This window comes from Streptomyces sp. NPDC048331 (assembly GCF_043201215.1).
Taxonomy (GTDB): domain Bacteria; phylum Actinomycetota; class Actinomycetes; order Streptomycetales; family Streptomycetaceae; genus Streptomyces.
In genome coordinates this window covers 59,926-83,819 of record NZ_JBICYT010000020.1, presented here as the reverse complement: position 1 = coordinate 83,819, position 23,894 = coordinate 59,926, and the positions used below count along the sequence as shown (strand labels likewise).

The following is a 23,894-nucleotide window of genomic DNA, read 5'->3' as shown; positions in this document are numbered from 1 at the left end:
ATGTCCGACCGGCTGACCCTGGAGGAACTGGCGGCGCTCATGAAGAAGGCCGGTATCACCGTCGATCCCACCGAGCTGGCGAGCCGCCCGCACTCCGCCTTCGACGAGTACGGCCTCGATTCACTGGGCCTGCTCGGGATCGTCGGCGAACTGGAGAACCGGCGGGGGCGTGCTCTGCCCACCCACGCCGACCGCTGCAAGACCCCCGGGGAATTCCTCGACCTCGTCAACCACAGTCTGATGACCGGAGCCTGAGATGCCTGGACACACCGAGAACGAGATCACCGTCAACGCGCCCGTGGACGTCGTATGGGAGATGACCAACGATCTCCCCAGCTGGCCGCACCTGTTCAGCGAGTACGCCTCCCTCGAGATCCTCGAGGAGCAGGGCGACACCACCCGCTTCCGCCTGACCATGCACCCCGACGAGAACGGCAAGGTGTGGAGCTGGGTCTCGGAGCGGACCGTCGACCGCAAGGGCCTCACGGTCCGTGCCCGGCGGGTGGAAACCGGCCCGTTCGCGCACATGGACATCCACTGGCAGTACTTCAAGGTGCCCGGCGGCACCCGGATGAAGTGGACCCAGGACTTCGCGATGAAGCCGGACGCCCCCGTCGACGACGTGTGGATGACGGACAACATCAACCGCAACTCACCGATCCAGATGGCGCTCATCCGGGACAAGATCGAGAAGCGTCAGCGCGAGGGCCGCGCCCCCGCCGTCAGTCGAGTCTGAGACGAAAGGCACGCACGGATGAACCAGCCGCACCGCGCTCTCATCGTCGCCCGGATGGCGCCGGGATCGGCGCCGGACATCGCCGAGCTCTTCGCGGGCTCCGACGCGGGTGAACTCCCGCACCTGGTCGGGGTCTCGCGCCGCAGCCTGTTCCAGTTCGGCGACGTCTACCTGCACCTGATCGAGTCGGACCGGCCGCCCGGCCCGGCCATCGCGAAGGTCACCGAGCACCCGGAGTTCCGGGACCTCAGCGACCGGCTGACCGCCTACATCAGCCCGCACAACCCGGACACCTGGCGCAGTCCGAAGGACGCCATGGCCCACGAGTTCTACCGCTGGGAGAACCCCGGCGCGAGGTGACCCGCGGCCCGGACGGGACCCGCACGCCGAGGTGTGCGGGTCCCGCCGCGCGTGGCCCGAGGTACCGGCCGGGCCAGGCGTTCCCGTACGGAGCGAAGAGCAGGAGGAGCGGTATGAACCCGACCGACAGCGATCACTTCCCGACCGATCCGGCCCGTCCGCACGACGGCGCCGCCGCCCGCGGATCCCTGCACGTGCTCGTCCTGTCCGGGTCCTCCCGGAGCGGGTCGGTCAACGTCCGCCTCGGCTCCCTGGTCGCGGGGCTGGTGACCCTGGCCGGCGCCACCGCGGAGGCCGTCACCCTCGGCGACTTCCCGATGCCGCCGTACGACGGCGACGCGGAGGCCGAGGAGGGACTGCCCGAAGGGGCCCTGGCCCTGCGTGAGCGGATCGGGGCCGCGCAGGCGCTGATCATCGCCTCGCCCGAGTACAACGCCTCCGTGCCGGGTGTCCTGAAGAACGCCATCGACTGGGTCTCGCGCTACCGCCCCCAGCCCTTCAAGGACAAGCAGACCCTGCTGGTGTCGGCCTCGCCCTCGATGGTCGGCGGCAACCGCGGGCTCTGGGCCCTGCGCGTACCGCTGGAGCACCTCGGAGCCCGCGTCTACCCGGACATGTTCAGCCTGGCCGGCGCGCACCACGCGTTCACCGAGGACGGAGCCCTCACCGACCAGGGCCTCGGCGAGCGGCTCACCACCACGATCGACTCCTTCCTGAACCTCGTCGAGGCCGACACCCGCTACCTGTGCCTGCAGCGCCGCTGGTACGAGTTCCTGGGCGACCGCACCGACGCTCCCGTGACCTCACGCGCCCAGGACTGATCATCATCGGCCACGAGGCGTGAGCTATGTTGAGCGTGAGTGACGGAGTGAGGGAGGCCCGAGTGTCGTCGGGGCAGCAGGCACGCGCACAAGCGGCTGCGATCACACGCGGAAGCCAGTCGTCCGAAGAGGTCCGCCCTCCGGCCGACCGGCTCCTCGCGCTCTTCGACGGCCGCCGCCTGTCGCCGGGCCAGCGGCGCATCGCCCAGTACCTGATCGACCACCTCACCGAAGCGGCGTTCCTCTCGATCACCGAACTGGCCGAGCGGGTGGGCGTGAGTCAGCCGTCCGTGACCCGCTTCGCGGCCTCCCTCGGCTTCAGCGGCTATCCCGCCCTGCGCGACGTGCTGCAGCCGATCGCGCTCAGCGCCGTCGCCGGCGCGCCGGACACCCGCGCGCAGATCCGCCGCAACGAGCTCCAGGAAGCCGTCGACGCCGAGATCGAGAACCTGGAGAACGTGCGCAGGCTGCTCGCCGACACCGACCAGGTGCTGGACATCGGCCGTGAGCTGGCCGCCTCGGTGCCGCTGACCATCCTGGGGCTGCGCATCTCGGTCTCGCTCGCGGAGTACTTCGCGTACGCGGCCCGGCGCATCCACCCCGACGTACGCCTGGTGACCCGGGGCGGCAGCGTCGCCTTCGACGCGTTGCTGCAGTCCAGGGCCGCCGGTGGGACCTGGGTGTTGGCCTTCGCCATGCCGCGGCACGCCAAGGAGACCCTGGCCGCCATCCGCGCCGCCCGCAGTACGGGGCTGCGTGTGGTCCTGATCACGGACCCCACCCTGGGACCGCTGGTGGACGAGGCGGACGTGGCCCTGACCGCGGGGACCGGATCCCGGCTGGTTTTCGACTCGTACGCGGCACCCGGCATGCTGTCGGCGGCTCTGTTGCAGGCGATGGCCGACGCGGACCCGGAGCGGACCCAGGCGAGACTGGAGAGCTACGAGCACGTGGCCGACCAGCACGGCTTCTTCCTCTAGCCCCTCCGGGCCTGGTTCACCAGGCGATATTCAGCCCTCGAAGTGCATGAAATTTTTCATACCCTTGCTTACTCGACGGTATATATGTTTACTGACGACGGCGCTCCGGATCCACCAGATGCCAAGGAGGACCCCCATGTCCTCCCGAACGTACTCGCGGTACGACGAACCTCCTCAGGTCGCGACCGCGTGTCGGGTCCAGGCTTTCGGATCCCCGCAGAGCGCCCATGGCGGCCTCGGTCAACCCCTGGGCCGAGGCCGCCCCCCAGAACGTCTCGATCAGAGTTCGACACCACTCGGAAGTGACGAGAATGCCTCAGACGGCCACGTATACCCTCAGCCCTGACTGGCCCATGCAGGTCAAGGCGCCCGGGACGCACGACTGGGAGCGCACGGCCACGCGATGGCTGCGGGATCTGCTCCCGGCCCGCTACGGCGGCTACCTGACCCTCACCCGCCACCACGCGCTCCTCGCGCGGCACGTCCAGCTCCAGTTGCAGCACGAGATGCGCGCGGTGCGGGCGGCCCTGCAGACCAGCCGCGCCGAGCTGCCGACCATGGGCATCGCCGAGTCGGTCATCGAGAACTCGATCAGGATGTACGCCGTCGAGCTGGAGCAGCTGGGTCGGCTCGCCCGCGGCGCACGCCTCGTATCCGACGCGCTCCTCGTCGGCACCCCCGCCCAGCGCCGGCGCTGACCCCGCCGGCGCTGACCTCCCTCAGGACCTCTGCGTCGGCTGCCAGGACCGGAGCCGCGCCGCCACGTCGAAGACGGTGGCGCGCAGCATGCGGATGTCGGTGATGAGGTCGCGCCACTGGTCGTAGGTGGCGTCCACCGCCTCGCCGGAGGCCTCGATGTACGCGACCGCGACCCCGTAGGCGAAGTACTCGTTGGAGTCGGGAAGCGGTCGGAGCAGCACGATCGCGTCGAGCAGGGCGGCGGCACGCCAATAGGCGTCGGGCTCGTCCACTTCCAGGCTCGGCGTGTTCACCCGGTGCCGGGCCACGGCGGCGACCAGGGCGGAGTGGTCGGCCACCGCCACGTCCTTGAACAGCGCCTCCTGCCGCTCCAGCAGCCAGCGGTGATCGATGTGCAGTTCCACGCCTCCGAGTATCCCCGCCCGGGGCCCGGCCGTGGGGCTTTTCCGGTCGGGCGGGGACACGACGACCTACGGCTTGGGCAGTGTGCAGCCGGGGCGGTTCAGGTCGATCTTGTTGCCGGGGGCTATGCAGGGGACGACGATGTACGTCTGCTGCGCGTAGTTGATGCCCTGGCGGACCGTCACGTTGCCGCTCTGATCGACCTCGCACGGGTTGTTCACCGTGCAGCGGGCACCGTCCTCGTTGCCCGTGTTGTTCACTGCGACGACCTTGCCGGTCGCCGTGTCGACCACCGGTGACCCGGAGGTGCCGCCGATCGTGTTGCAGGCGGAGGTGTAGCGGACCGAGTCCTTCCAGGTCCAGTCGCCCTCCTTGAGGCGGTAGGCGAAGCCGTCCACGGCGCAGCTGTAGATCCGCTTCCAGTAGCCGGAGACCACCTTGATCGCCGAGCCCTGGGTCGGGCGGGCGCCGTCGAGGGTCAGCGCGGTGATGCCGTACTGGCTCTGGATCTGGGCGTAGGTCCGGGTCAGTTGGTAGATCGAGATGTCGGTGTCGGTCATGGTCGCGTACGCGACCTTGCTCGCGCGGAGCGTACCGACCTTCGACCCGGCCGAGTTGAGCAGGGAGAACGAGCGGCTGGACGGGCGGTCCTTGACCACCTCGCCGGCCGCCGGGAAGCCCGACTCCAGGCAGTGCCCGTTCGACAGGACCAGCGCGAGGTCGTTCGGCTGGGAGCCGGGCGCGCGGACGACGGATCCGGAACAGTTGCTGAGGGCCACGGTGCCCGCGAAGCCGACCGCCAGGGCGGTGGCCTCGGGGGCGGTGGGCGTTTGCGTGGGTGCGGTGGGCGCGGCCACGGCGGGGCCGACCGCCGCGCCCAGCAGGAGCAGGGAGAGCAGGGCGCCGGTGAGAGGCTTGTTCATGTGGGGGTTCCCCTCTGAGGACAATGCGACCGAAGATCCTCCGGTTGTCATGCGCATTGTTGAGACGCCGGCTTCAACTCGCAAGACCGCATGGCCAGTTGACGACGGTGCCGGAAGAGGGGTTCCGGACCGCACCGAAGGCGTCGATAACGGACCGTGCACAGGTGTTCCGCACCGGTGGCTCCGCCTCCTACGGTCGGTCCAGCACAGTTCCGGACCAGGAGGCAACGTGAAGCGCGAGATCGACATCGACCAGCTGGTGACGGCGATGAAGGCGGTCGACGAGGCGGGGCGGCTCTTCGAGGAGGCCCGCGCCGTGTACGAGGCGCGCGGCCTCAAGAGGATCAGCGACGACTTCAAAGTGGCGGGCGGCTCGGTCCAGACCCTGCAAGGCGCCGAGGAGATGGCCCTCGGGGCCCGCAAGTACCTCGCCGAACTGGCGCTGATCGCCGGCTACGCCGCCGCCGGCCTCCAGGAGCGCGCGGGAGAGAGACCGGACACAGCCCGCGCCGGCTTCCCGGGCCTGCGCGGCGGCGGCGCCCGCATGGGCCGCCCGCTGCTCGACCCGACCCTGGAGGGACTGCGGCTGCTGCTGGCCGTCGACTTCTTCGAGCCCGACTTCAAGGCCGGGATCGAGGAGGTCCTGGAGGCCGAGAAGGCCACCTACCCCGACCCCTCCACCCTCCGCATCCCCAAGCGCGCCGACCGTGCCGCCGCGGCCGGCCGTACCCCCTGACACCCCCTGGGGTGCCGGGCCGGGCCGACGGGGCGAGGCTGGAGGTATGCATCACGCACCCGTCGTCGTCCACCGGATCCACTCGTCGGGGGGCCGCCAGGTGACCCTGCGGACCTCGAACGGAGAGGAGTCCCTCGGTCTGGCCCGCTCCGACGAGGACGTCATCGAGTTCTTGCGCCGAGCCGGTGTGCCGGACCCCGACGACGTGGTCCTCGGCGGCGCCGAGCTGCTGGACTGGCAGGGGGACACCCCCCACGTGTACGAGGCCGACCCGCCGACCGACGACCTCCCTTAGGGCCTCGGGGGGTGTCCGTCCGGTCCGGTCAGCCGTGGTGCACGGCCTCCAGGACGGCCAGATCCGCCTCGGACAGGCACAGCGCCCCGGCGGCCACGTTCGCCTCCAGATGGGCCGGATCACCCGTGCCGGGAATGGCCAGAACGTGCGGTCCCCGCCCGAGCGTCCAGGCCAGCCGTACCTGCGCCGGGCTCGCGCCGTGCGCCCGCGCGACGGAACGCACCCCCGCGTGCTCGGCGCCGCTCGCGCCCGCCTGCCGTCCGGTGCCGGCGATGGAGTAGAAGGGGACGAACGCGATGCCCTGTTCGCCGCAGGCGCGCACGAACCCGTCGTGCTCGGGCCGCACCCCGATCCCGTACATGTTCTGCACACAGACCACCGGCGCGATGGCCCGGGCCTCGGCGAGGTGTTCGGGAGTGACGTTGGAGATGCCGAGATGGCGGACGAGGCCCGCGTCGCGGAGCTCGGCCAGCGCGCCGAAGCGCTCGGCGATGGAGTCGGTCCCCACGATCCGCAGGTTCACCACGTCGAGGTGGTCGCGGCCGAGCTGGCGCAGGTTCTCCTCGACCTGGCCGCGCAGCAGCTCCGGGGTGGCGTGTGCGAGCCACTCCCCGGACGGTCCCCGGCCCGGCCCGACCTTGGTGGTGATCACCAGATCCTCCGGGTAGGGGGCCAGCGCCGCGTTGATCAGCTCGTTGGCGGAGCGCAACGGCGAGAAGTAGAAGGCGGCGGTGTCGATGTGGTTCACGCCGAGCTCGACCGCGCGACGCAGCACGCCGATCGCCCGGCCGCGATCCCTGGGCACGGCGTCGTCCGCGAACGCCTCGCCGGTCTGCGGCAGGCGCATCGCGCCGAAGCCGATCCGGTTGATCTTCAGGTCACCGAGGGTCCAGGTGCCCGCCGCGTCCGCGGTCATCGTCTGTGAGGTCATGCCCGGATGATCCGCACCCGGTAGGCTGCCAGGCCATTGATTAGGACATGACTGAATCCTCGGGGCGGGGTGGACGTGCGGGCGGAACTTGCGTTTTCCGTGAGCGACCTTGCGCAGATGCGGTTCGCCGTCTCACCGATGTGGGAGGTCGGACCCAGCTACCGACTGCTGGCCTCCGGGGCCACGCCCCACGTGCACCGACCCTGGACCGACCAGGTGAGGCCGCGGCTGGCCGCCGCCGGCCTCGACCGGGGCTGGCTGGCCGAACTGATCCCGCCCTCGGGATACGTACCGGACTTCCTCAACCCGGCGCCCACCGGACCGGCGCCCACCCTGGCGGAGGAACTGGAGGGGCTCCGGGCCACGCCCACCGCCCGGGTCCGCCAGGACCTCGACCGGCTGCGACAGGAACAGGGAGGCCTCGGCCCGCGCGCGCGGACCCTGTACGCCGACCCGCCGGCCCGCCTGGCCCGGGTCGCCGAGGAGATCGAGACCTACTGGGAGCTGGCCCTGGCGCCCTACTGGGCACGGATCCGCGCGGTCCTCGACGCCGATGTCTTCCACCGGGCCCGGCAGGCCGCCGAGCACGGCGCCGGCCACCTCTTCAACGACCTGCACCCTTCGGTGAGCTGGGGCGACGACGCGCTCCGGCTCTCCCGCAGGCATCGACCCCTGTCCCGCGGGACGGCGGGCGCGGGGCTGCTGCTGATCCCCTCGGTCTTCACCGGGCCGGTGCCCTTCACGCGCGTGACGCCGCCGGAGCCACCGCAACTCGCCTACCCGGCGCGCGGCACGGGCACCCTGTGGGAACCGCGGCCCGCCGGCCGGGCCGAGGCCCTGGCCGCCGTACTCGGCCGCTCCCGGACCCGGCTCCTGACCGAACTGGAGAGCCCCGCCTCCACCACCGAACTGGCGCGCCGTACAGGGCTCTCGGCCGCCGGAGTGTCCCAGTACCTCACCGCGCTGCGCGCGGCCGGCCTGGTCAGTGCCCACCGCGCCGGCCGCTCCGTGCTGTACGCCCGTACCTCCGTCGCGGAGTCCCTGCTGGTCGCCCCCGCGGTCACGCCGTCCCGTCCTTGAGGGAATGGCCGAACTGCTCGTCCAGGACGGACAGCCGCCGCCAGTACTCGTCCTCGTCGATCTCCCCGGCGGCGAAACGTCGACCCAGGATCGCGATCGGCGACCGCTCCCCGTACCCGGCCGCCGGACCGCGGCGCCCACGCCACACGGTGCGACGGAGCACGGTGACCACACCGACGACGACCGCCGCCCAGATCAGCGGAAGGAACAGGATCCACGGGCCGGGCCCGTCGTAGGCGAGGGTGGTGAAGGTATCCATCTCGGTTCATCTCCTCGGAAGCGTGGACGTTTCGTCTCACCCCGAGACTCCTCCGAAAGGCCCCGTCGGTCGTCGTACGGCCGGCTGCACCCCGGGTACTTCCACGGGAGTAGCCGGGCCGGAGGCCCCGCGGGTGCGCGTCGATACGTGTGGGACAGGTGGGGCGCGTGGGGCAAGGGGGTGCGATGCGCACATTCCACGCAATCCCCCGTTCCCCGTACGCCGCCACGCACGCTCGGTAGCTTCGAGATCACAAGCCGTCCGGTGTCAGCGGGAACCGATCACCGGGCGGAGTCCGTAGCAGGCAAGGGAGCGAATACCGATGGCGAACGTTGAGGTCTCCTTGAAGGAGACGATGACCTCGATCGAGGGTGCGATGGGAGCCGCGCTGGTGGACTACACCAGCGGTATGGCGCTGGGGACCCTGGGCGGCGGGAAGGAGCTCGACCTGACGGTCGCCGCCGCGGGAAACACGGATGTGATCCGGGCCAAGGTCCGCACGATGGAGATGCTGGGCCTGAAGGACGAGATCGAGGACGTCCTGATCACCCTGGGCGGTCAGTACCACCTCATCCGGCTCCTCAAGGGCCGGGGGCACGGCGGCCTCTTCCTGTACCTCGTGCTGGACAAGGGCCAGTCGAACCTGGCCATGGCCCGCCACCAGCTGAAGCGCATCGAGGCCGCTCTGGAGCTCTGACGCCGGCATTTTCGCGCCCACGCATGCCCATGAGTTGAAGAATTCTTCAATCCGGCACATCTGAAACAGGTAATCGCCGGGCGTGCGTGGGCTCGGCCGTACGAATGTATGGGTGGTCGGCCGACTGGAAGCCCCCGCGCCCCCAGGCAAGGTTTGAAGCAACAGCAGGAGCACTCATGGGAATGCAGGTACCCCTCTACCAGGCGAAAGCCGAGTTCTTCCGCATGCTCGGACACCCCGTCCGCATCCGCGTGTTGGAACTCCTGCAGAACGGCCCCGTACCCGTACGCGACCTCCTCGCCGCGATCGATGTCGAGGCGTCGAACCTCTCCCAGCAGTTGGCGGTCCTGCGTCGGTCCGGCATCGTCGTGTCCATCCGGGACGGAGCGACCGTCAGTTACGCCCTCGCCGGCGGCGACGTGGCCGACCTCCTGCGAGCGGCGCGACGCATCCTGACCGAGCTCCTGACGGGCCAGAGCGAACTCCTGGCCGAGCTGCAGCAGTTGGGGCCGCAGGCGGACCGCACGGACAAGGACAAGGTCGCCGGTCGCTGAGTGGCCCGGTGCCGACGCGGCCTTCGCATGAACACGACTCCGTGGCGGATGGGTGATCATGCGAAGGCCGTCCTTCTTCCTCGTCCGACGTACCAGGTGAATCCCGGGGCGGACGACCTGGTCGATCGGCGCTTCGGAGGCGCGGCGCCGCAGCGCGGTCGACGGCCGGCCGGTCGTCTACCGGCGGCCGGGTTGCACGTACCGCATCCGACTGCGCGTCCGGCTGGGCCGCAGCGCGCACCGACTGCACCGGGTCGACATCCGGCGTGACCCGGAAGGGGCGGCGGTGGTCAGGGCTGCCGACGACGGCAACGAGACCGTGCCCACCGTATGCGTGGCGGGGCTGCCACACACCGCCCCGGATCCGCAGTGGGTGCGCGAACAGCTCTCCCCTCCCGCCTGAGCGGAGGCGCCGGGGACCGCCCTCGCCTCAGGTGGTGATGGTGGTGACGGCCTCGACGCCGTAGGTGTGGGCGTAGCCGTTCTCCGTGCCGACGAGAAGGTCGACGACCGTGAAGTAGCGATCCCAGAAGGGGGTTTCGCGCAGCGCGTCGATCAGGAGCCGGTAGGCGTCGTGGTCGTCGGCTTCCCAGACCCAGACGTCGGTGACGCGGGTGGAGTAGAACTCCGTGTCGTAGAAGCGTGAGCGGACGCCGGTGGTCCTGGCCTTGATCGCGGGAACGACCTGGGTGGTGAAGGCGGTCATGCGCTCCTGTGGGCTCATGGCGAGCCACTCGGGCGTGGTCTTGATGAGCATGAACGCCGTGACCGGCGGCGTCGTCCTCTCAACCGGCATGACGGGCACCTCCCGAGCGGACCGCGGGTGCCAGTGTCCGCGCGCACCAGTGCCGGAAGCTGGTGGGTGAACCGGTGACCGGGGTGCGGGCGACCCCCGCGTCGAGGCCCTCGTTCTTGGCCCTCTTCATGTCGACGACGCCCCGTGCGAACGCCTCGTCGAGGCGATGGCCGAGGAGGTCGGCGTACAGCTCGTCGAGCGGCTGCTGTGCGTAGCGGACGGGCCGGCCGAGCTGTTCGGTCATGATGCGGGCCAGGTCGGCGGGGGAGAGGTCCTCGGGTCCGAGGACGGGCACGCTGTCCTGGCCGGACCACGAGCGGTCGCGCAGCAGGTCGGCGGCGACGGCCGCGATGTCGGCGACGGCGGCGCGCGGGGCCTTGAGGTCGGCGTCGACGGCGTCGGTGAAGACGCCCGTCTCACGGAGGCTGTCCACGTCCTCGAGAAGGTTCTCGAAGAAGGACGGGCAGGCCACAGCGCGGTAGGAGACGCCGGTGGTGGCGATGAGGTCGTCCATGGCGTGGGAAGCGGTGACGAGTCCCGCGCGGTGGGCGACCGGTGTGCCGCGGCCGAGCGCCGAGACGCCGACGACATGGCCGACGCCATGGGCCACGAGAGCCTTCGCGGCGGGCCGGGTGAAGCCGCGGTAGGCGGCATCGGGGGTCAGCGACGCGTCCGGGGGAACGAGCCAGAACACCGCGTCGGCGCCCTCGAAGGCGCGCTCGACGACCTCGGCGTCGCCGTGCGAGCCGGCGATCACCTCGACGCGGTCACGCACGGCGTCAGGCAGCCGGACGGGGTCGCGTACGACCACGCGCAGCGCCTCGTCGTGGGCGGGGGTGGAGTCCAGGAGCAAGGACAGCAGGTGGCTGCCGATGTTCCCGGTGGGAGCAGTGATGACGATCATGGAAACCTCGTGGGTCGTGCCGGATCGGGACGACCCTCATCCTGGGGACGGCCGAGGTGTTGCCACAATGGGAATGTGAGCACGGGATCATTGCCTGAAATGGAATCATGCCTATGAGCAGCAGTGCAGCACCTGTCATCGACGCCAATCTCGCCGTCGCGCTGGACGCTCTGCTGACCGAGCAGAGCGTGACCCGCGCCGCTGCCCGCCTCCACACGTCGCCGGCCGCCATGAGTCGCACGCTCGCCCGGCTGCGACGCATCCTGCAGGACCCCTTGCTGGTCCGGGCCGGCCAGGCCATGGTCCCCACCCCCCGGGCCCAGGCCTTGCGCGAGGAGACGGCCGCGGTGGTGCGCCGCCTGGGAGCGCTGCTGGCCCCCGGCGTCGGCGTCGATCCCGCCGACCTGCGCGGCACGTTCACCCTTCAGGCGGCCGACCTGGTCGGCGCGGCGTTGGCGCCCGGGATGGCGGAGCTGGCCCGGCAGGAGGCGCCGGGTGTCTCGTTGCGGTTCCGGGCCGAGGAGGTGGAAGCCGGATCGGCGCTGCGCGACGGCCGGATCGACCTGGAGATCGGCTCCATCGACCACGCGGACCCCGAGACCCGGATCGAAGAACTGGTCACCCTTCGGATGGCGGCGGCCGTCCGGCCCGGCCACCCTCTCACCGAAGGAACCCTGACCCCGGAACGCCTGGCCGCCGCCGAACACGTGGTGGTCAGCCGCCGTGGCCGGTTCACCGGTCCGCTGGACGCCGCACTGGCCGAGCGCGACCTGCGCCGACGGGTCGCCGTCGTCCTCCCCAGCCACCTGGCCGCGATGACGCTCGCCGCCGGAAGTGACATCGTCTGCCTCGTCCCCACCGCCCTTCCCGGCGGTGTCCCCTCCCCGCTGACCGATGTCGCGAGCGCGCTGTGCCTGCGTGTCCTGGACATCCCTCTGTCCCTCCCGCCACTGACCATCGGCATGGCGTGGCACCCCCGCCACGCCGCCGACGGCGGTCACCACTGGCTCCGCGACGCCGTGCGCCGGACCCTGCGCGTATCTGACGGGTAGTCGAGGCCGGGGCGGCGGTGGTCCACGAACCGGGCCTGGGCTTCCGGTCGCCGGGCGACGTGGGGCCTGTCTTTCGGGTCAGGCCCGTTCGCGCGCAATCCTCCTCCATCCGGGCCGTCCGCCCGCCCGTACGGCTGAGGCCGGGAGGCCGACGGCGGTCGCGCGTGGTCGGCTTGGCCCCGCCGGCCGCGGTCCCCGCCGCCCGGCCGCGCACAGCACGGTGCGCAGCACCAGGAGGAGTCCTCGATGTCTCGTCGGTATGTCCCGGCCGTCCTCGGCCTCGTGGCGGGCGCGTTGGTGGCGCTCCCCGCCCCCGCCGCCCACGCCGCCACGGTGCAGGTTCCCTGCTCGGTCCCGGATCTCGTCGCGGCGATCAACGCGGCGAACAGCTCACCGGGACCGGACACCCTCCAACTGGCTCGCGGGTGCACGTACGAGCTGACGGCCCCGGACCCCGTGAGCCCCGGCAACGGGCTGCCGGTGATCACCGGTGAGATGACCATCGACGGCCGCGGTGCCACGATCGGGCGGGACCGGCGCGGAACCAAGGTGCCGCGGTTCCGGATCCTCTTCGTCGGACCGACGGGAAACCTGACGCTCACGCACACGACCATCAGCGGCGGCTTCGCCACGGACTGTCCGGCCTTCCCCGACCCGCCGGGCCTGGCCTGCGGCGGCGGCATCTCCAACGCCGGAACGATGCGGGTGAGCCGCAGCAGGTTCACCGGCAACACCTCCTCGTCCGAGCTGTACGCCCAGGGCGGTGCCATCGACAACCCCGGCACCGGCAGCGTGAGCGAGACCGTGGTGAGCGGAAACCGTGTGATCTACGGCGGCACCGCCGTCGGCGGAATCGCCGCGGGCGCCGGCATCGCGAACGACGGACCGCTCACGGTCACCCGCTCGCGGCTCACCGGGAACACCGCGAGCGTCACGCCTGACACCGATAGCATCGCGTTCGGTGCCGGCATCATCAGCTTCGCCGAGACCACCGTCGAGAACACGGTCTTCAGCGGGAACCGCTCCCACGCCCCGGGTGGTATCGCGCGTGCCGCCGTCGCCAACGGTATTCCGGAGCCGGGCAGGCTGACCGTGACCGGCGGAGCCATCAGCGACAACACGTCGAACGCTCCGCACGGCGACGCCCAGGGCGGAGGCATCGCGAACAACGCCCTGATGACCGTGAGCAAGGTGAAGATCAGCGGCAACCGGGTGGTCGCCGAGAAGGGCACCGCGCGCGGAGCCGGCATCCGCGTGGGTCCCTTCGGCACGCTTCAGCTGACCGACAGCCACATCACGGGCAACACCGCCGACGCGCCGAACGGCACGGCTCAGGGCGGCGGGCTCGACAACCCCGACGGCGGCAACCTGACCGCCACACGCAACAAAATCCTCCGCAACACGGTCACCGCGAAGAACGGCACCGCTCAGGGTGGCGGCCTCTACCACGGCGGGGGAACCACGGGGCTGGGTACCACCACGCTGGAGGGGAACACCGTCACGCACAACCGGGCGGGCGACGGGGGAGGCATCTTCAAGGCCTCCGGCACGCTCACCCTGAACGGCGATGTCGTCCGCGAGAACCGGCCGAACAACTGCAGCCCGGCCGGCTCGGTCCCGGGCTGCACCGGCTGACGGCCTCGGCGGAGCGAGGGCTGCGCGCAATGGTGCGTCAGCCGAGCCAGCCGGGGCGGACCAGGCCGGATTCGTAGGCCAGGACGACCAGCTGGGCGCGGTCGCGGGCGCCCAGTTTCACCATGGTGCGGCTGACATGCGTCTTCGCGGTGAGGGGGCTGACGACCAGGCGGTGGGCGATCTCCTCGTTGGACAAGCCCATGCCCACCAAGGCCATCACCTCGCGCTCCCGGTCGGTGAGTCGTCCCAGCCCGGTCCCCGTCGCGGGCTGCTTCGAGCGGGCCGCGAACTCCGCGATCAGCCGGCGGGTGACGCCGGGGGACAGCAGGGCGTCCCCCGCGACCACCGCACGGACCGCCCGCAGCAGCTCCTCCGGTTCGGTGTCCTTGACCAGGAAGCCGGAGGCGCCCGAACGGATCGCCTCGAAGACGTACTCGTCGAGCTCGAAGGTGGTGAGCATGACCACCCGCACGGCGGCCAGGGACGCGTCCTCGCCGATCCGGCGGGTCGCGGCGAGTCCGTCCAGCACCGGCATCCGGATGTCCATGAGCACGACGTCCGGGCGCAGTTCCCGGACCAGCCGGACGGCCTCGTCGCCGTCGGCGGCCTCGCCCGCCACCTCGATGTCGGGTTGGGCGTCGAGCAGGGCCCGGAACCCCGCCCGGACGAGCAGTTGGTCGTCGGCGAGCAGCACGCGGATCACAGGTCCTCCTCGAACGCGTCGTCCTTGAGTGGGAGTACGGCGATCACCCGGAAGCCGCCGTCCGGTCGCGGGCCGGCTTCGACGGTGCCGCCCAGGGCCGCGGCCCGCTCCCGCATCCCGACCAGGCCGTTGCCACCACTCCCCGAGGGGTCGCCCGTGGCCGGTCCGTCGTCGTCCACCCGTAGCTCCAGGGAGTGCCGCTGCCAGGAGAGGCGGATCCGCGCGGTGCGCGAACCCGAGTGGCGCATCACATTGGTCAGCGCCTCCTGGAGGATGCGGAAGGCGGCGAGATCCACGCCGGGCGGCAGCGCCCGTGCCTCACCCTCGGTCGCGACGTCCGTGCCCAGCCCGGCCGCCACCGCCTGCTCCACGAGCTCGGGGAGGCGGTCCAGACCGGGTGCGGGGGAGCGCGGCGCCTCGCCGGGGGAGCGCAGGGTGTCGAGGACCTGCCGGACCTCGCCCAGCGCCTCCTTGCTCGCCGCCTTGATGGTGGCGAGCGCCGTACGGGCCTGCTCGGGATCCGAGTCGAGCAGGGCCAGCCCGACCCCCGCCTGGACGTTGATCACCGAAATGCTGTGGGCGAGCACGTCGTGCAGTTCCCGTGCGATCCGCAGCCGCTCCTCGTCCACCCGGCGTCTTTCGGCCGCCGCCCGCTCGGCCCGCTCGCGGGCCCACTGTTCCCGGCGTACGCGGACCAGCTCCGCGACGGCGAGCACCGCGAGCACCCATGCGGTGACGCCCACCTCCTGCGCCCAGGGCGTCGGACCGTCGCCCCGGGGCGGGAGCCACCGGTAGAGCCAGTGCCCGATGAGCAGGTGCCCGGCCCAGAACAGACCGACGGCGCCCCAGGCGGCCCGGCGGTGTCCGGCGACGACGGCGGCGAAGCAGGCCAGGGCCAGACTGAGGAACACCGGCCCGTACGGGTAACCTGCGCCCACATAGACCAGGGTGACGATGCTGACCCCGTACGCCACGGCCACCGGGTACCGGTGCCGCACCACGAGCAGGGCGGGCCCGATCAGCAGCAGCAGTCGGGCGAAGCTGTCGAGCGCCACCCGACCGCTCTGCGCGTGCGCCGCCCACCCCGCGCCGATCTGTGTGAAGACGGCGACGAGCAGCGCCGAGCGCCAGGCCGGGCCCCGCCCGGTCCGCTCCACCCATCGTCGCCACGGGGGACCCGGGCGTTCGCGCAGCTCGTCCATACAGCCACGCTAGACGGCGTCCCCCGTCACCCGCGTCACCCCGACGTAGCGTTTCAGGCGTACTCCCCACGTAGTACCCGTACCCGACTTTTCGACCTCACGGACGACGGTCCGGCCGGCGGCGAGGTCTGGCCGGCACCTGCTGGTGGAGGCGGGCGGATCAGGCTAGGTTGCACGGAAGCGGAGGCTGTCGTGGACGTCCGACCCCGACACCCGCCGGTTACCCCACTGCCGTAAATTGTCCAACGGCCCGCCGGGTAAGGCTGGGCAAAAGGTACGAGTTGGGGCAGGTGTGGGCAGGACATGGCGCGACGCGGACGTATGGAAGCGGACCGAGGTGTCACCTCCGCCGCGCCCGCTGTGCCGGGTTCCCGAATAGCCGCGGCGGCCGACGGCGGGAGCGCGGCCCGGAGCTGGCTCCGACTGGGGCGGGACGGACGACTCACCGCCTACGCGAGCTGCGCGGACGGCCTGGTGCGCTGGACCGAGTCCGCGCCCGGCTCCGACATCTGGCAGGGCCCCGAGCTGTTCCCCGTCGAGGGATGGACGGGTCGGTTCACGCTCGCCCAGGACTCCAACGGGTTCGTCTGGTTCGCCGGCACCCGGCACCGGGAGAGCGCGCCGGGCGGCCGCGAGCTGATCATCGCCACCCAATACCAGACCGGCCGCCCTCTCGGCGACTGGCGCGCGGTCGGCAACCCCTTCCCGGAACGCCGGCAGGAGGGCGGGGAGCCCTTGCCTGCGCCGGGGGATCCGATCCTGCTCTCGGACGGCACCGGTTCGCTCCACGTCCTCACCACCCGGTTCGGTGTGGGGGTTTGGGGTCGATCCCGGCACAGTGACGGCAAATGGGGCGATTGGCTCGACTATCAGGGTAAGTGGGCCCGTGAAGCCGTCGTTCCCCTGGTGACGGCCCAGGGACGGGCAGAATTCCTGGCCCCCTTCCGGGGCGGGGCCTCGTACTGGGGTCAGGATGCGCCGGGAAGCGACTTCAGGTGGCTCGGGCGCGTCGAGGCCGATTCCGTCGAAGGAACGTACAGTGCCTACGAGACGAGGCCCGGCGGCGGCACCTACTTCTGGCGCCATCCGGCGGATGGCGGCGTCATCGCCTACCGCCCACAGGCCCCCGCCGGTGCGTCGCCCGCGCTCATGCCGCTGGGTGGCGCGGGCGGCGTCGGCCCGGTGGACGTCGCCCGTACCCGCATCGGTGGGTACGACTGCACCGTCCTGCTGCAGCGAGGGGCCGAGGGCTACCCGGAGATCGCCGCCTACCCGACGGAGGGCGAGCAGTACGGCACTTGGTGGGCCCCCGTCGGAGACCGTTGCGCGGGACTGCCCGCCATCTCGCTCGACGCCCGTGGCTCGGTCGCGATCGCGATGATCGACATGGACGGTGGACTACTCATCGCCCGGCAGGACCAGATGGACCCGGGCCTGACCTTCGGTCCGTGGTGTCGGGTGGGGTGATCCACCTCACCCCAACAGCCCGGCTGTGCCGATTGAAGCGTTGCTTCCGCGTGCCGCACCCTGAGTGCAGGCGTAGTTGAGCTCCCCCGCAGGCGCGGAGGGGCTCTGCTCATTCGCACGTGTGAAGCTTTGAGGGCGTGAACCGCTCGTGAATACTTGCTCGCCATCAAGTCATTGCCCTACGCTGCCCAGGCGCTGTCAAGGTCGTATAAGTGTGCGGTCGAGGGTGGCGGGGCGGGTCGAGTGTTCGGGGAGCGGTGGGTGGCCAGATTCAGGGGCGGGTCTGGTGGCGTGCTGCGACAACTCCCGGTACGCCGTGGCAAGTGTGTCTATCGAGGAGCTTTCTGAGTGGCAGGTATGCCCCGCCTGAGTGTTGTCGTGCCCTTCCAGGATGTTGAGATATACCTCCAGGAATGTCTGGAATCGATAGCCAGGCAGACGTTCTCCGCGCTTGAAGTGATCATGGTCGACGACGGTTCGACCGACTCCTCGACGGCCATAGCCGCCGACTTCGCCCGCCGTGACCCCCGGTTCAAGCTTCTGCGCCAGGAGTCCATGGGACCGGGACATGCCCGCAATGTCGGCATTCGGTCCGCCAGTCCGCAGGCTGAGTTTCTCGCATTCGTCGATGGCGACGACGTCATACCCGAGTACACCTACGAGCTGCTCGTGCAGACCCTCGAGGCCTCCGGCTCCGATTTCGTGTCCGGCAACGTGCAGATGATGAACTCCACCAAGAGGTGGCAGTCCCCCCTGCACAAGGCGCCCATGCAGAAGAGCAGGCGTGGCACGCACATCACCAAGGTGCCGGACCTGATCTACGACCGGACGGTGTGGAACAAGCTCTTCCGGCGTTCCTTCTGGGACTACCACTACATCGCGTTCCCCGAGGGCGTCATGTACGAGGACTCCTGGGTCAACATGTTCGCCCACTTCCGGGCCGCCAAGGTCGACATCCTCACGGACATCGTCTACTTCTGGCGCCGGCGCGAGGGCGGTGCGGCCCCCTCCATCACCCAGCGGCACACCGAGTTCAGCAACCTCCAGGACCGCGTCTCCGCGGTGCAATCGGTCAGCCGCTTCCTCGCCGGCCACCGCGCGCGCTCCTACTCGGACCACAAGCGCAAGTACGACCTGGCCTGCCTGAAGTCGGACCTGATGCTGCACCTGAAGGTGCTGCCCGACGCCGACGAGGAGTACCAGGACGCCTTCATGCAGTGGGCGAACGAGTTCCTGGACGAGGCCGACGCGGACATCATCCACGAACTCCCCGCCGACGCCCGGGTCAAGTGGCTCCTGGTGCGCGAGGGACGCCTGAAAGAACTGCTCGACGTCGTCGAGTTCGAGCGCAAGGGCGGGCCCCTGCCCGTCCAGCGCCGCTTCCACCGCTACCTCAACTACCCCTACCTCGGCGACCGTTCGATCGGCCTCGACAAGAGCGCCTACCGGCTCGACAAGGAACTCTCGCTCCACGGCTCACTCATCCGGGCGGGCTGGGACGACAAGGACCACCTGACCCTGGAGGGTTCGGCGTACGTCCGCTTCATCAACGTGCACAAGCGGCACATGTCGATGAAGGCGATCGCGCTGCGCAACAAGAAGCAGGGCCGCGTGGTCGTCGCCAAGGCCAAGACCACCTATTACCCGCAGGCCACCGAGTACTCGAACCAGAGCCGCTACTGCTACGACTGGTCCGGTTTCCAGGTCAGCTTCGACACCACGCGGCTCAAGCGCAAGGGAGAGTGGGCCGAGGGCACGTGGGACGTGGCGGCCGGCGTACTGAGCCGCGGCCTGTTCCGTTACAAGGGCATAGCCAGGGGTGGTGCGGGCAGCGCGGCCAATCCGCCCTACCGCTACGTGGAGAAGAACACCCGCGTGGTGCCACTCTTCATGCAAGGCAAGCTCAAGCTCCGTGTGGAGCGGGTGCGGTGCCGCATCACCCGGCACCGGCTCGTCGGTGACCACATCGAACTCGGCGGCGTCTACCTGGGTGACAAGCTCCCGGAGTGGGGCAAGTTCCGGGTGACGAGCATGAGCGGCGCCGGCCGGCACGACTCGTGGGTCCACTTCACGCCCGGAGGCGAGGGCTGGTTCCGCTTCGTTACCCGCATTCCGGTCAAGGCACTCGTACCCGGACACCGCACGAGTTCCTCGGACGGGATCCCGGAGACCTGGAACACCGGCGCCAACGGGTGGAAGACAACCTTCCACGTCGAGGGGCGCAAGGCGGCCATCTACCCCGTCATGGCGGAGGACGCCACCGACGGCCACTACCGGATGCCGGCCGGACTGCAGACCGACGGCGGCGACCGCGAGGTCTTCGTGCACCGCAACGGATCCGGCTACGTGGTCCTGTTCGAACGGGACACCCTGCCGCTGGCCAAATCCGCCACCTGGCGCGAGGACGGCTCGCTGGAGATCGTCGTCGGCTACGCCGCGCAGGACATGCTCGACGCCTCCGAGTACGCCATGGCACACGTCGTCGTACGCTCCCGCGCCCACGGCGCGGAGCGCGTCGCCCCGATCACCTGGAACGGCGACGAGTTCCGCTTCGTCGTCACCCCCGCCGCGATGCGCACGCTGGCCGGTGACATCCCGCTCGCCTCCGGCCGCTGGGACTTCTTCCTGCGCCGCCAGGACCACTCCGCGGTCGCCCCGGAGCACCGCACGAGCGACCTCATGGTCAAGATGACGCAGGATCTGATCCCGACCCTGCCCCGGGACATGACCAGCGACGAACGCCGCTACGAGCTCCAGTCGGAGGCCTACGACCGCCTCTCCCTGCTGGTGCACTCGGCCATGCCGGACGAGGCCCGCGGCCCCTACCGGCAGAAGCTGATGCGCACCAAGACGTATCCGGCGGCCCGCCGACAGCCCGTCACCCAGGCCGTGCTGTTCGACGCGTTCAAGGGAACCCAGTACTCCGACAGCCCGCGCGCGCTGCACGAGGAGATGGTCCGTCGGGGCCTGGACCTCGAACACCTCTGGGTGGTGCGCGACGACCAGGTGGACGTTCCGCCCACCGCGCGGCCCGTGCGCATGTGGTCCCCCGACTGGTACGAGGCCATGGCCCGGTCCAAGTACATCGTGGCCAACAACCACATGCCCGACTGGTTCGAGAAGCGCGAGGGCCAGGTCGTCGTGCAGACCTGGCACGGCACCCCGCTCAAGCGCATCGGACACGACATCGAAGCCGTCCACTTCGCCGACAAGCGGTACCTGGAGCGCGTGGCGAAGGAGGTGCAGAACTGGGACATGCTGGTGTCCCCGAACAGCTTCAGCACCCCGATCCTCAAGCGCGCCTTCCAGTTCCCCGGCGAAATGGTCGAGAGCGGCTACCCGCGCAACGACATCCTGCGCCGCGCGGACTCCGGTCGGCGGGCGGCGGAGGTACGCCGTCGCATCGGCCTGCCGCCGGGCAAGAAGGCCATCATGTACGCGCCGACCTGGCGCGACGACCAGTTCTACGCACCCGGGAAGTACAAGCTCGACTTCCGCATCGACCTCGACGAGGCCAAGGCGCAGTTGGGTCACGACCACGTCCTGCTCGTACGGCGCCACCCCAATGTGGTCGACCCCGTACCGGGCGCCGGCGACGGCTTCGTCTTCGACGTGTCCGACTACCCGGACATGGCGGACCTCTCCCTCATCGCCGACGTGATGATCACGGACTACTCCTCCCTGATGTTCGACTTCGTCAACACCGGGCGGCCGATCCTCTTCTTCACCTACGACCTGGACCACTACCGCGACACCCTGCGCGGCTTCTACTTCGACTTCGAGCAGTCCGCCCCCGGCCCGCTCGTGTACACCTCCCCGGAGCTGATCGGGGCGATCCGCAACATCGACCGCATCCAACAGGGCTACGCCGCCCGCTACCGCTGGTTCCAGCAGGAGTTCTGCGACCTCGACGACGGCTACGCCTCGGCCCGGCTCACCGACCGCATCCTGATCGCCGGCGGGGACCTCGACCCCGCGCAGGCCCAGGCCCCGGCCGTGACCCGCGGACGCGCCCCCGGCCATGCCGGGCAGCCGGGGCAGGCGGGGCAGGCGGGTTTCTCGACGAGGGGCACCCTCGGCCAGGTGCCGCGCCAGCCGGTGAGAAGAATGGATTCCGAGCATGTCTAAAGCAGCCCAGAACGCGCGCGCCGTCTTCACGGGCGTGGACAGCTCCGGGGCGGTGCCCATCGAGTACCGGTTCTCCCACGCGAGGAACGGGAACCGCCATCTGCTCGTCGTCTTCGCCAACTTCACCGCCCCCGACGAGTACGGGATGTCCAACGGCGTTCTCGACAAGGTCCGTTCGAACATCCTCTGGATCCGTGACAAGTTCGACGGGGCGAACAGCTACTACCTGTGCAAGGGGATGGACTTCTCCCTCGAACAGTCCGTCGCCGGGCTCATCTCGCGCGTCCTGAACGCGCTCTCCCTGACGCCTGCAGACTGTACGACGATCGGGAGTTCGAAGGGTGGCAGTGCCGCCCTCTACTTCGGGCTGAAGTACGGCCTCAAGAACGTCGTGACCAGCGTGCCGCAGTTTCTGATCGGGTCGTACGTCAGGGCGGGCATCCCGGGCGCCGCGCGTCTGATGATGGGCGAGGTGACCGACCAGAACGTGCACTTCCTCGATTCGGTCCTGCCCGATCTGGTGCGCAGCGGGGCTAACCGCGGGGCCAACATCTATTTGATCACCTCCGCGCAGGACGATCAGTACACGCGTGAGGTGGAGCCCTTCCTCGGGCTGTTCCAGGGGTACGAGAACTTCAACCTCCTCTTCAACGACTCTCCCCTCGTCGCCGACCACAGCAGCGTCGTACCGCGGAACCTCCCGACGATCATGGGTCTGCTGAACCTTGTCGTCGAGGGCATCACCCCCCGTATAGGCGCGGTGAGTTACGGATACGAGCAGCCGAGGAGGGACACCTCCGGCATCGACGCGTATCTCGAGGAGACCTCCCAGGTGAGGGGCGATTCGTTCCCCCGACCGGTGATCTCGATGCCGTCGACGAACGGCCAGGTGCCCGGGAACGCCGTTCGTTTCACGGGAACGGCCCCTCTCAGCGCTGTGCGTGTCAGTTTCTGGGAGAACGGAAAGTACCAGGGTGCTTCGCCCGTCGCGGCGGACGGCAGTTGGGCTTGGCAGCGTGAAAAGCCGTGGGCCGCGGGGAAGCACACCGTCCGGGTGTTCGCGGCGGACGCCAGCAACTACCAGTCCGAACGGACCGAAGTGATCTTCACGGCCGTGGCGCACGCGCCGGTGCCCGGCTCCGCGGCGGAGCCGGGGCGAGCCCCGGCACCGGTGCAGCCGACACCCGTACCCATGCCGGCGCAGCGCCTCGTCCTGACGGTCACCGCCCCCGTCGCCCACCAGCAGCTGTCGGGCCCCGCCGTCGGCTTCGCGGGCTACGCCCCCGGTGCCGTCCGCGTGGACTTCCAGGAGGGCGGAGCCGCCCTCGGGACGTGCGAGGTACGCTCCGACGGCAGTTGGGTGTGGGAGCCGGGCTGGGCCTGGAACCAGGGCGACCACTTCGTCGAGGCCATCGCGGTGGACGCCGTCGGCAACGCCTCGCCCTGGACGGCCGTGCCCTTCACCTTGATCATGAACTCCTACCCCGCGCCCCCGCAGGGGGCGTACTTCAACGCACGGTACTGATCGTGGCCGGGTCCTCCGGCGGGCGGGTCACCCGCATCACCAGCGGCCGGTGGTCGGACGCCTTGGTGTCCACCACCTCGCAGCCCGTGCGGGGGAGCCGGGTGAACAGGTAGTCGATCTTCATACCGTCCTTGAGGGTGGTTCGCCCGGACCGCGAGCTGCCCTTCTGGTCGCACTCGCGGTACGTGGTGTACGCCTCGGTCGGCCAGATCCAGGCGGACGTGTTCTTGTTCTTGTCGCCGCCCGGCGGCGGGGAGTTGAAGTCCCCGCCGAAGACCGTGGCGGGGTCCGTCGACGCGGCGGCGAACAGTGAGCTCAGCTGGTCGTCGCGGAAGTCCCAGTCCGGGTGCTCGTCGTCGCTCTCCCGCAGTGACACGTGGGCGTTGCACACCCGCACCCGCTGGGCCGGGACCCGCGCGCACAGGATCCCGCGGTGCAGTCCCACCGTCGGCTGCTCGGTCGGGATCGCCTCCACGTCGGTGAGCTCGGAGCCGGCCAGCAGCGCGTACCCGGCCTGCCCCTTCCCCTGTCCGGTGCAGTCGACGGACGTACGGCTCCCGTCCGCGCCCACCTCCGCGTACGGCTCGAAGGCCGAGCGCCACTGCGGGCCGAGGCCGCGGGCGAAGGAGACCAGGTCCTCGGAGCACACCTCCTGCAGGAGCAGGACCTGGACGCCGGAATCACCGATCAGGTCGCGCAGTTGCCCCAGCTTCTCCTTCGGTCCGCCGGTCTTCTCGCAGCTCCACTGCCGCACCCCGCACATGTTCCAGGTCGCCACGGAGACGTCGTCGGCCGTCCCGGCGCCCGCGCCGGCACCCGCCACCGAAGCCGGTGTGTGCCCCGAGGTGCACGCCACCGCGGTCAACAGTCCCAGGGTCGTCACCGCGCGGCCGAACCGGAGGCGGAGCGGCCGCGGCCGCGACCACCGCCCGGTCTCCATGTGTCTCTGCATGCGGACATCATTGGGTATGAGCCGGTCAGAGCGTGCATCGGGCCCGGTGTGAGCCGT

General features: G+C 70.3%; 25 protein-coding genes and 1 pseudogene. 17 read left to right on the top strand and 9 right to left on the bottom strand.

Translation table 11 applies throughout. The annotated features are described in order from the left end of the window. From ACGFYY_RS26540 to ACGFYY_RS26515, 6 genes are all read left to right on the top strand, one after another. Positions 1-255 carry an acyl carrier protein gene (locus ACGFYY_RS26540; protein WP_030725715.1) on the top strand — a complete coding sequence of 85 codons (255 nt, stop codon included), beginning with the start codon at positions 1-3 and terminating at the stop codon, positions 253-255. 1 nt (position 256) lies between these two features. Beyond that, on the top strand, positions 257-736 hold the full coding sequence (locus tag ACGFYY_RS26535) for an SRPBCC family protein (RefSeq protein WP_393713020.1): 480 nt from the start codon (positions 257-259) through the stop codon (positions 734-736). Between the two features lie 18 nt (positions 737-754). Then, positions 755-1,096 (top strand): TcmI family type II polyketide cyclase, encoded by a 342-nt coding sequence (locus tag ACGFYY_RS26530; RefSeq protein WP_365265781.1) that lies wholly within the window; start codon positions 755-757, stop codon positions 1,094-1,096. A 188-nt stretch (positions 1,097-1,284) separates the two neighbouring features. Further along, the gene (locus tag ACGFYY_RS26525; RefSeq protein ID WP_393713152.1) at positions 1,285-1,917 is read left to right on the top strand and encodes an NADPH-dependent FMN reductase; all 633 of its coding nucleotides are present in this window, start codon (positions 1,285-1,287) and stop codon (positions 1,915-1,917) included. A gap of 62 nt (positions 1,918-1,979) precedes the next feature. Continuing rightward, positions 1,980-2,897, top strand: coding sequence for a MurR/RpiR family transcriptional regulator (locus ACGFYY_RS26520; protein WP_365265785.1), 918 nt, complete (start codon positions 1,980-1,982; stop codon positions 2,895-2,897). Positions 2,898-3,208: 311 nt separating this feature from the next. After that, complete coding sequence (locus ACGFYY_RS26515; protein ID WP_365265787.1) at positions 3,209-3,595, top strand: hypothetical protein; 387 nt, start codon at positions 3,209-3,211, stop codon at positions 3,593-3,595. Between the two features lie 21 nt (positions 3,596-3,616). Here ACGFYY_RS26515 and ACGFYY_RS26510 read toward each other — a convergent pair whose 3' ends face one another. Together ACGFYY_RS26510 and ACGFYY_RS26505 are read right to left on the bottom strand one after the other, a co-directional pair. After that, positions 3,617-4,000 carry a toxin Doc gene (locus ACGFYY_RS26510; protein ID WP_365265789.1) on the bottom strand — a complete coding sequence of 128 codons (384 nt, stop codon included), beginning with the start codon at positions 3,998-4,000 and terminating at the stop codon, positions 3,617-3,619. Positions 4,001-4,066: 66 nt separating this feature from the next. Next, positions 4,067-4,921 (bottom strand): serine protease, encoded by an 855-nt coding sequence (locus tag ACGFYY_RS26505; protein WP_393713016.1) that lies wholly within the window; start codon positions 4,919-4,921, stop codon positions 4,067-4,069. A gap of 229 nt (positions 4,922-5,150) precedes the next feature. Between ACGFYY_RS26505 and ACGFYY_RS26500 the strand changes: the two genes are divergently transcribed. Together ACGFYY_RS26500 and ACGFYY_RS26495 are read left to right on the top strand one after the other, a co-directional pair. Then, the gene (locus ACGFYY_RS26500; RefSeq protein WP_393713014.1) at positions 5,151-5,657 is read left to right on the top strand and encodes a hypothetical protein; all 507 of its coding nucleotides are present in this window, start codon (positions 5,151-5,153) and stop codon (positions 5,655-5,657) included. A gap of 46 nt (positions 5,658-5,703) precedes the next feature. Next, positions 5,704-5,952 carry a hypothetical protein gene (locus ACGFYY_RS26495; protein WP_393713012.1) on the top strand — a complete coding sequence of 83 codons (249 nt, stop codon included), beginning with the start codon at positions 5,704-5,706 and terminating at the stop codon, positions 5,950-5,952. 28 nt (positions 5,953-5,980) lie between these two features. Here ACGFYY_RS26495 and ACGFYY_RS26490 read toward each other — a convergent pair whose 3' ends face one another. Continuing rightward, positions 5,981-6,883: an aldo/keto reductase gene (locus ACGFYY_RS26490; RefSeq protein ID WP_393713010.1), complete on the bottom strand. Its 903-nt coding sequence runs from the start codon at positions 6,881-6,883 to the stop codon at positions 5,981-5,983. 117 nt (positions 6,884-7,000) lie between these two features. Between ACGFYY_RS26490 and ACGFYY_RS26485 the strand changes: the two genes are divergently transcribed. Then, positions 7,001-7,963 carry an ArsR family transcriptional regulator gene (locus tag ACGFYY_RS26485; protein WP_393713150.1) on the top strand — a complete coding sequence of 321 codons (963 nt, stop codon included), beginning with the start codon at positions 7,001-7,003 and terminating at the stop codon, positions 7,961-7,963. On the opposite strand, the gene ACGFYY_RS26480 is transcribed toward ACGFYY_RS26485, so the two are convergent. Beyond that, positions 7,944-8,222 (bottom strand): SHOCT domain-containing protein, encoded by a 279-nt coding sequence (locus ACGFYY_RS26480; protein ID WP_393713008.1) that lies wholly within the window; start codon positions 8,220-8,222, stop codon positions 7,944-7,946. The two genes, ACGFYY_RS26485 and ACGFYY_RS26480, sit on opposite strands and share 20 nt — an antisense overlap. A 322-nt stretch (positions 8,223-8,544) precedes the next feature. On the opposite strand from ACGFYY_RS26480, the gene ACGFYY_RS26475 reads away from it, so the two are divergent. From ACGFYY_RS26475 to ACGFYY_RS26465, 3 genes and pseudogenes are all read left to right on the top strand, one after another. After that, positions 8,545-8,919, top strand: a complete 375-nt coding sequence (locus ACGFYY_RS26475) for a hypothetical protein (protein WP_030725676.1) — start codon at positions 8,545-8,547, stop codon at positions 8,917-8,919. 182 nt (positions 8,920-9,101) lie between these two features. Next, on the top strand, positions 9,102-9,473 hold the full coding sequence (locus tag ACGFYY_RS26470) for a metalloregulator ArsR/SmtB family transcription factor (RefSeq protein ID WP_365265915.1): 372 nt from the start codon (positions 9,102-9,104) through the stop codon (positions 9,471-9,473). A gap of 121 nt (positions 9,474-9,594) precedes the next feature. Beyond that, positions 9,595-9,876, top strand: a pseudogene (locus tag ACGFYY_RS26465) (hypothetical protein); the annotation flags it as partial. A gap of 27 nt (positions 9,877-9,903) precedes the next feature. On the opposite strand, the gene ACGFYY_RS26460 reads toward ACGFYY_RS26465, so the two are convergent. After that, complete coding sequence (locus ACGFYY_RS26460; protein WP_393713006.1) at positions 9,904-10,269, bottom strand: darcynin family protein; 366 nt, start codon at positions 10,267-10,269, stop codon at positions 9,904-9,906. Further along, complete coding sequence (locus ACGFYY_RS26455; RefSeq protein WP_393713004.1) at positions 10,259-11,173, bottom strand: NAD(P)H-binding protein; 915 nt, start codon at positions 11,171-11,173, stop codon at positions 10,259-10,261. Before ACGFYY_RS26455 ends, ACGFYY_RS26460 begins: the two co-directional genes overlap by 11 nt. A 113-nt stretch (positions 11,174-11,286) precedes the next feature. On the opposite strand from ACGFYY_RS26455, the gene ACGFYY_RS26450 reads away from it, so the two are divergent. Continuing rightward, a complete protein-coding gene (locus ACGFYY_RS26450) occupies positions 11,287-12,225 on the top strand; it encodes a LysR family transcriptional regulator (protein WP_393713003.1) in 939 nt (312 codons plus the stop codon). A gap of 246 nt (positions 12,226-12,471) precedes the next feature. Continuing rightward, positions 12,472-13,860, top strand: coding sequence for a hypothetical protein (locus ACGFYY_RS26445; RefSeq protein ID WP_393713002.1), 1,389 nt, complete (start codon positions 12,472-12,474; stop codon positions 13,858-13,860). A gap of 37 nt (positions 13,861-13,897) precedes the next feature. On the opposite strand, the gene ACGFYY_RS26440 is transcribed toward ACGFYY_RS26445, so the two are convergent. Both ACGFYY_RS26440 and ACGFYY_RS26435 read right to left on the bottom strand, forming a co-directional pair. After that, positions 13,898-14,563 carry a response regulator gene (locus tag ACGFYY_RS26440; protein WP_393713000.1) on the bottom strand — a complete coding sequence of 222 codons (666 nt, stop codon included), beginning with the start codon at positions 14,561-14,563 and terminating at the stop codon, positions 13,898-13,900. Further along, on the bottom strand, positions 14,560-15,765 hold the full coding sequence (locus tag ACGFYY_RS26435) for a sensor histidine kinase (RefSeq protein ID WP_393712998.1): 1,206 nt from the start codon (positions 15,763-15,765) through the stop codon (positions 14,560-14,562). Before ACGFYY_RS26435 ends, ACGFYY_RS26440 begins: the two co-directional genes overlap by 4 nt. Positions 15,766-16,068: 303 nt before the next feature. Here ACGFYY_RS26435 and ACGFYY_RS26430 point away from each other — a divergent pair, with 303 nt between their 5' ends. The 3 genes from ACGFYY_RS26430 to ACGFYY_RS26420 all read left to right on the top strand — a co-directional run bounded on the left by ACGFYY_RS26430 (position 16,069) and on the right by ACGFYY_RS26420 (position 22,885). Beyond that, positions 16,069-17,232 (top strand): hypothetical protein, encoded by a 1,164-nt coding sequence (locus ACGFYY_RS26430; protein WP_393712996.1) that lies wholly within the window; start codon positions 16,069-16,071, stop codon positions 17,230-17,232. Positions 17,233-17,589: 357 nt separating this feature from the next. Continuing rightward, on the top strand, positions 17,590-21,360 hold the full coding sequence (locus ACGFYY_RS26425) for a CDP-glycerol glycerophosphotransferase family protein (protein ID WP_393713147.1): 3,771 nt from the start codon (positions 17,590-17,592) through the stop codon (positions 21,358-21,360). After that, positions 21,353-22,885, top strand: coding sequence for a hypothetical protein (locus ACGFYY_RS26420; protein WP_393712994.1), 1,533 nt, complete (start codon positions 21,353-21,355; stop codon positions 22,883-22,885). Before ACGFYY_RS26425 ends, ACGFYY_RS26420 begins: the two co-directional genes overlap by 8 nt. Here the strand turns inward: ACGFYY_RS26420 and ACGFYY_RS26415 are convergent. Next, complete coding sequence (locus tag ACGFYY_RS26415) at positions 22,869-23,837, bottom strand: endonuclease/exonuclease/phosphatase family protein (protein ID WP_393712992.1); 969 nt, start codon at positions 23,835-23,837, stop codon at positions 22,869-22,871. The two genes, ACGFYY_RS26420 and ACGFYY_RS26415, sit on opposite strands and share 17 nt — an antisense overlap. Positions 23,838-23,894: the final 57 nt, after the last annotated feature.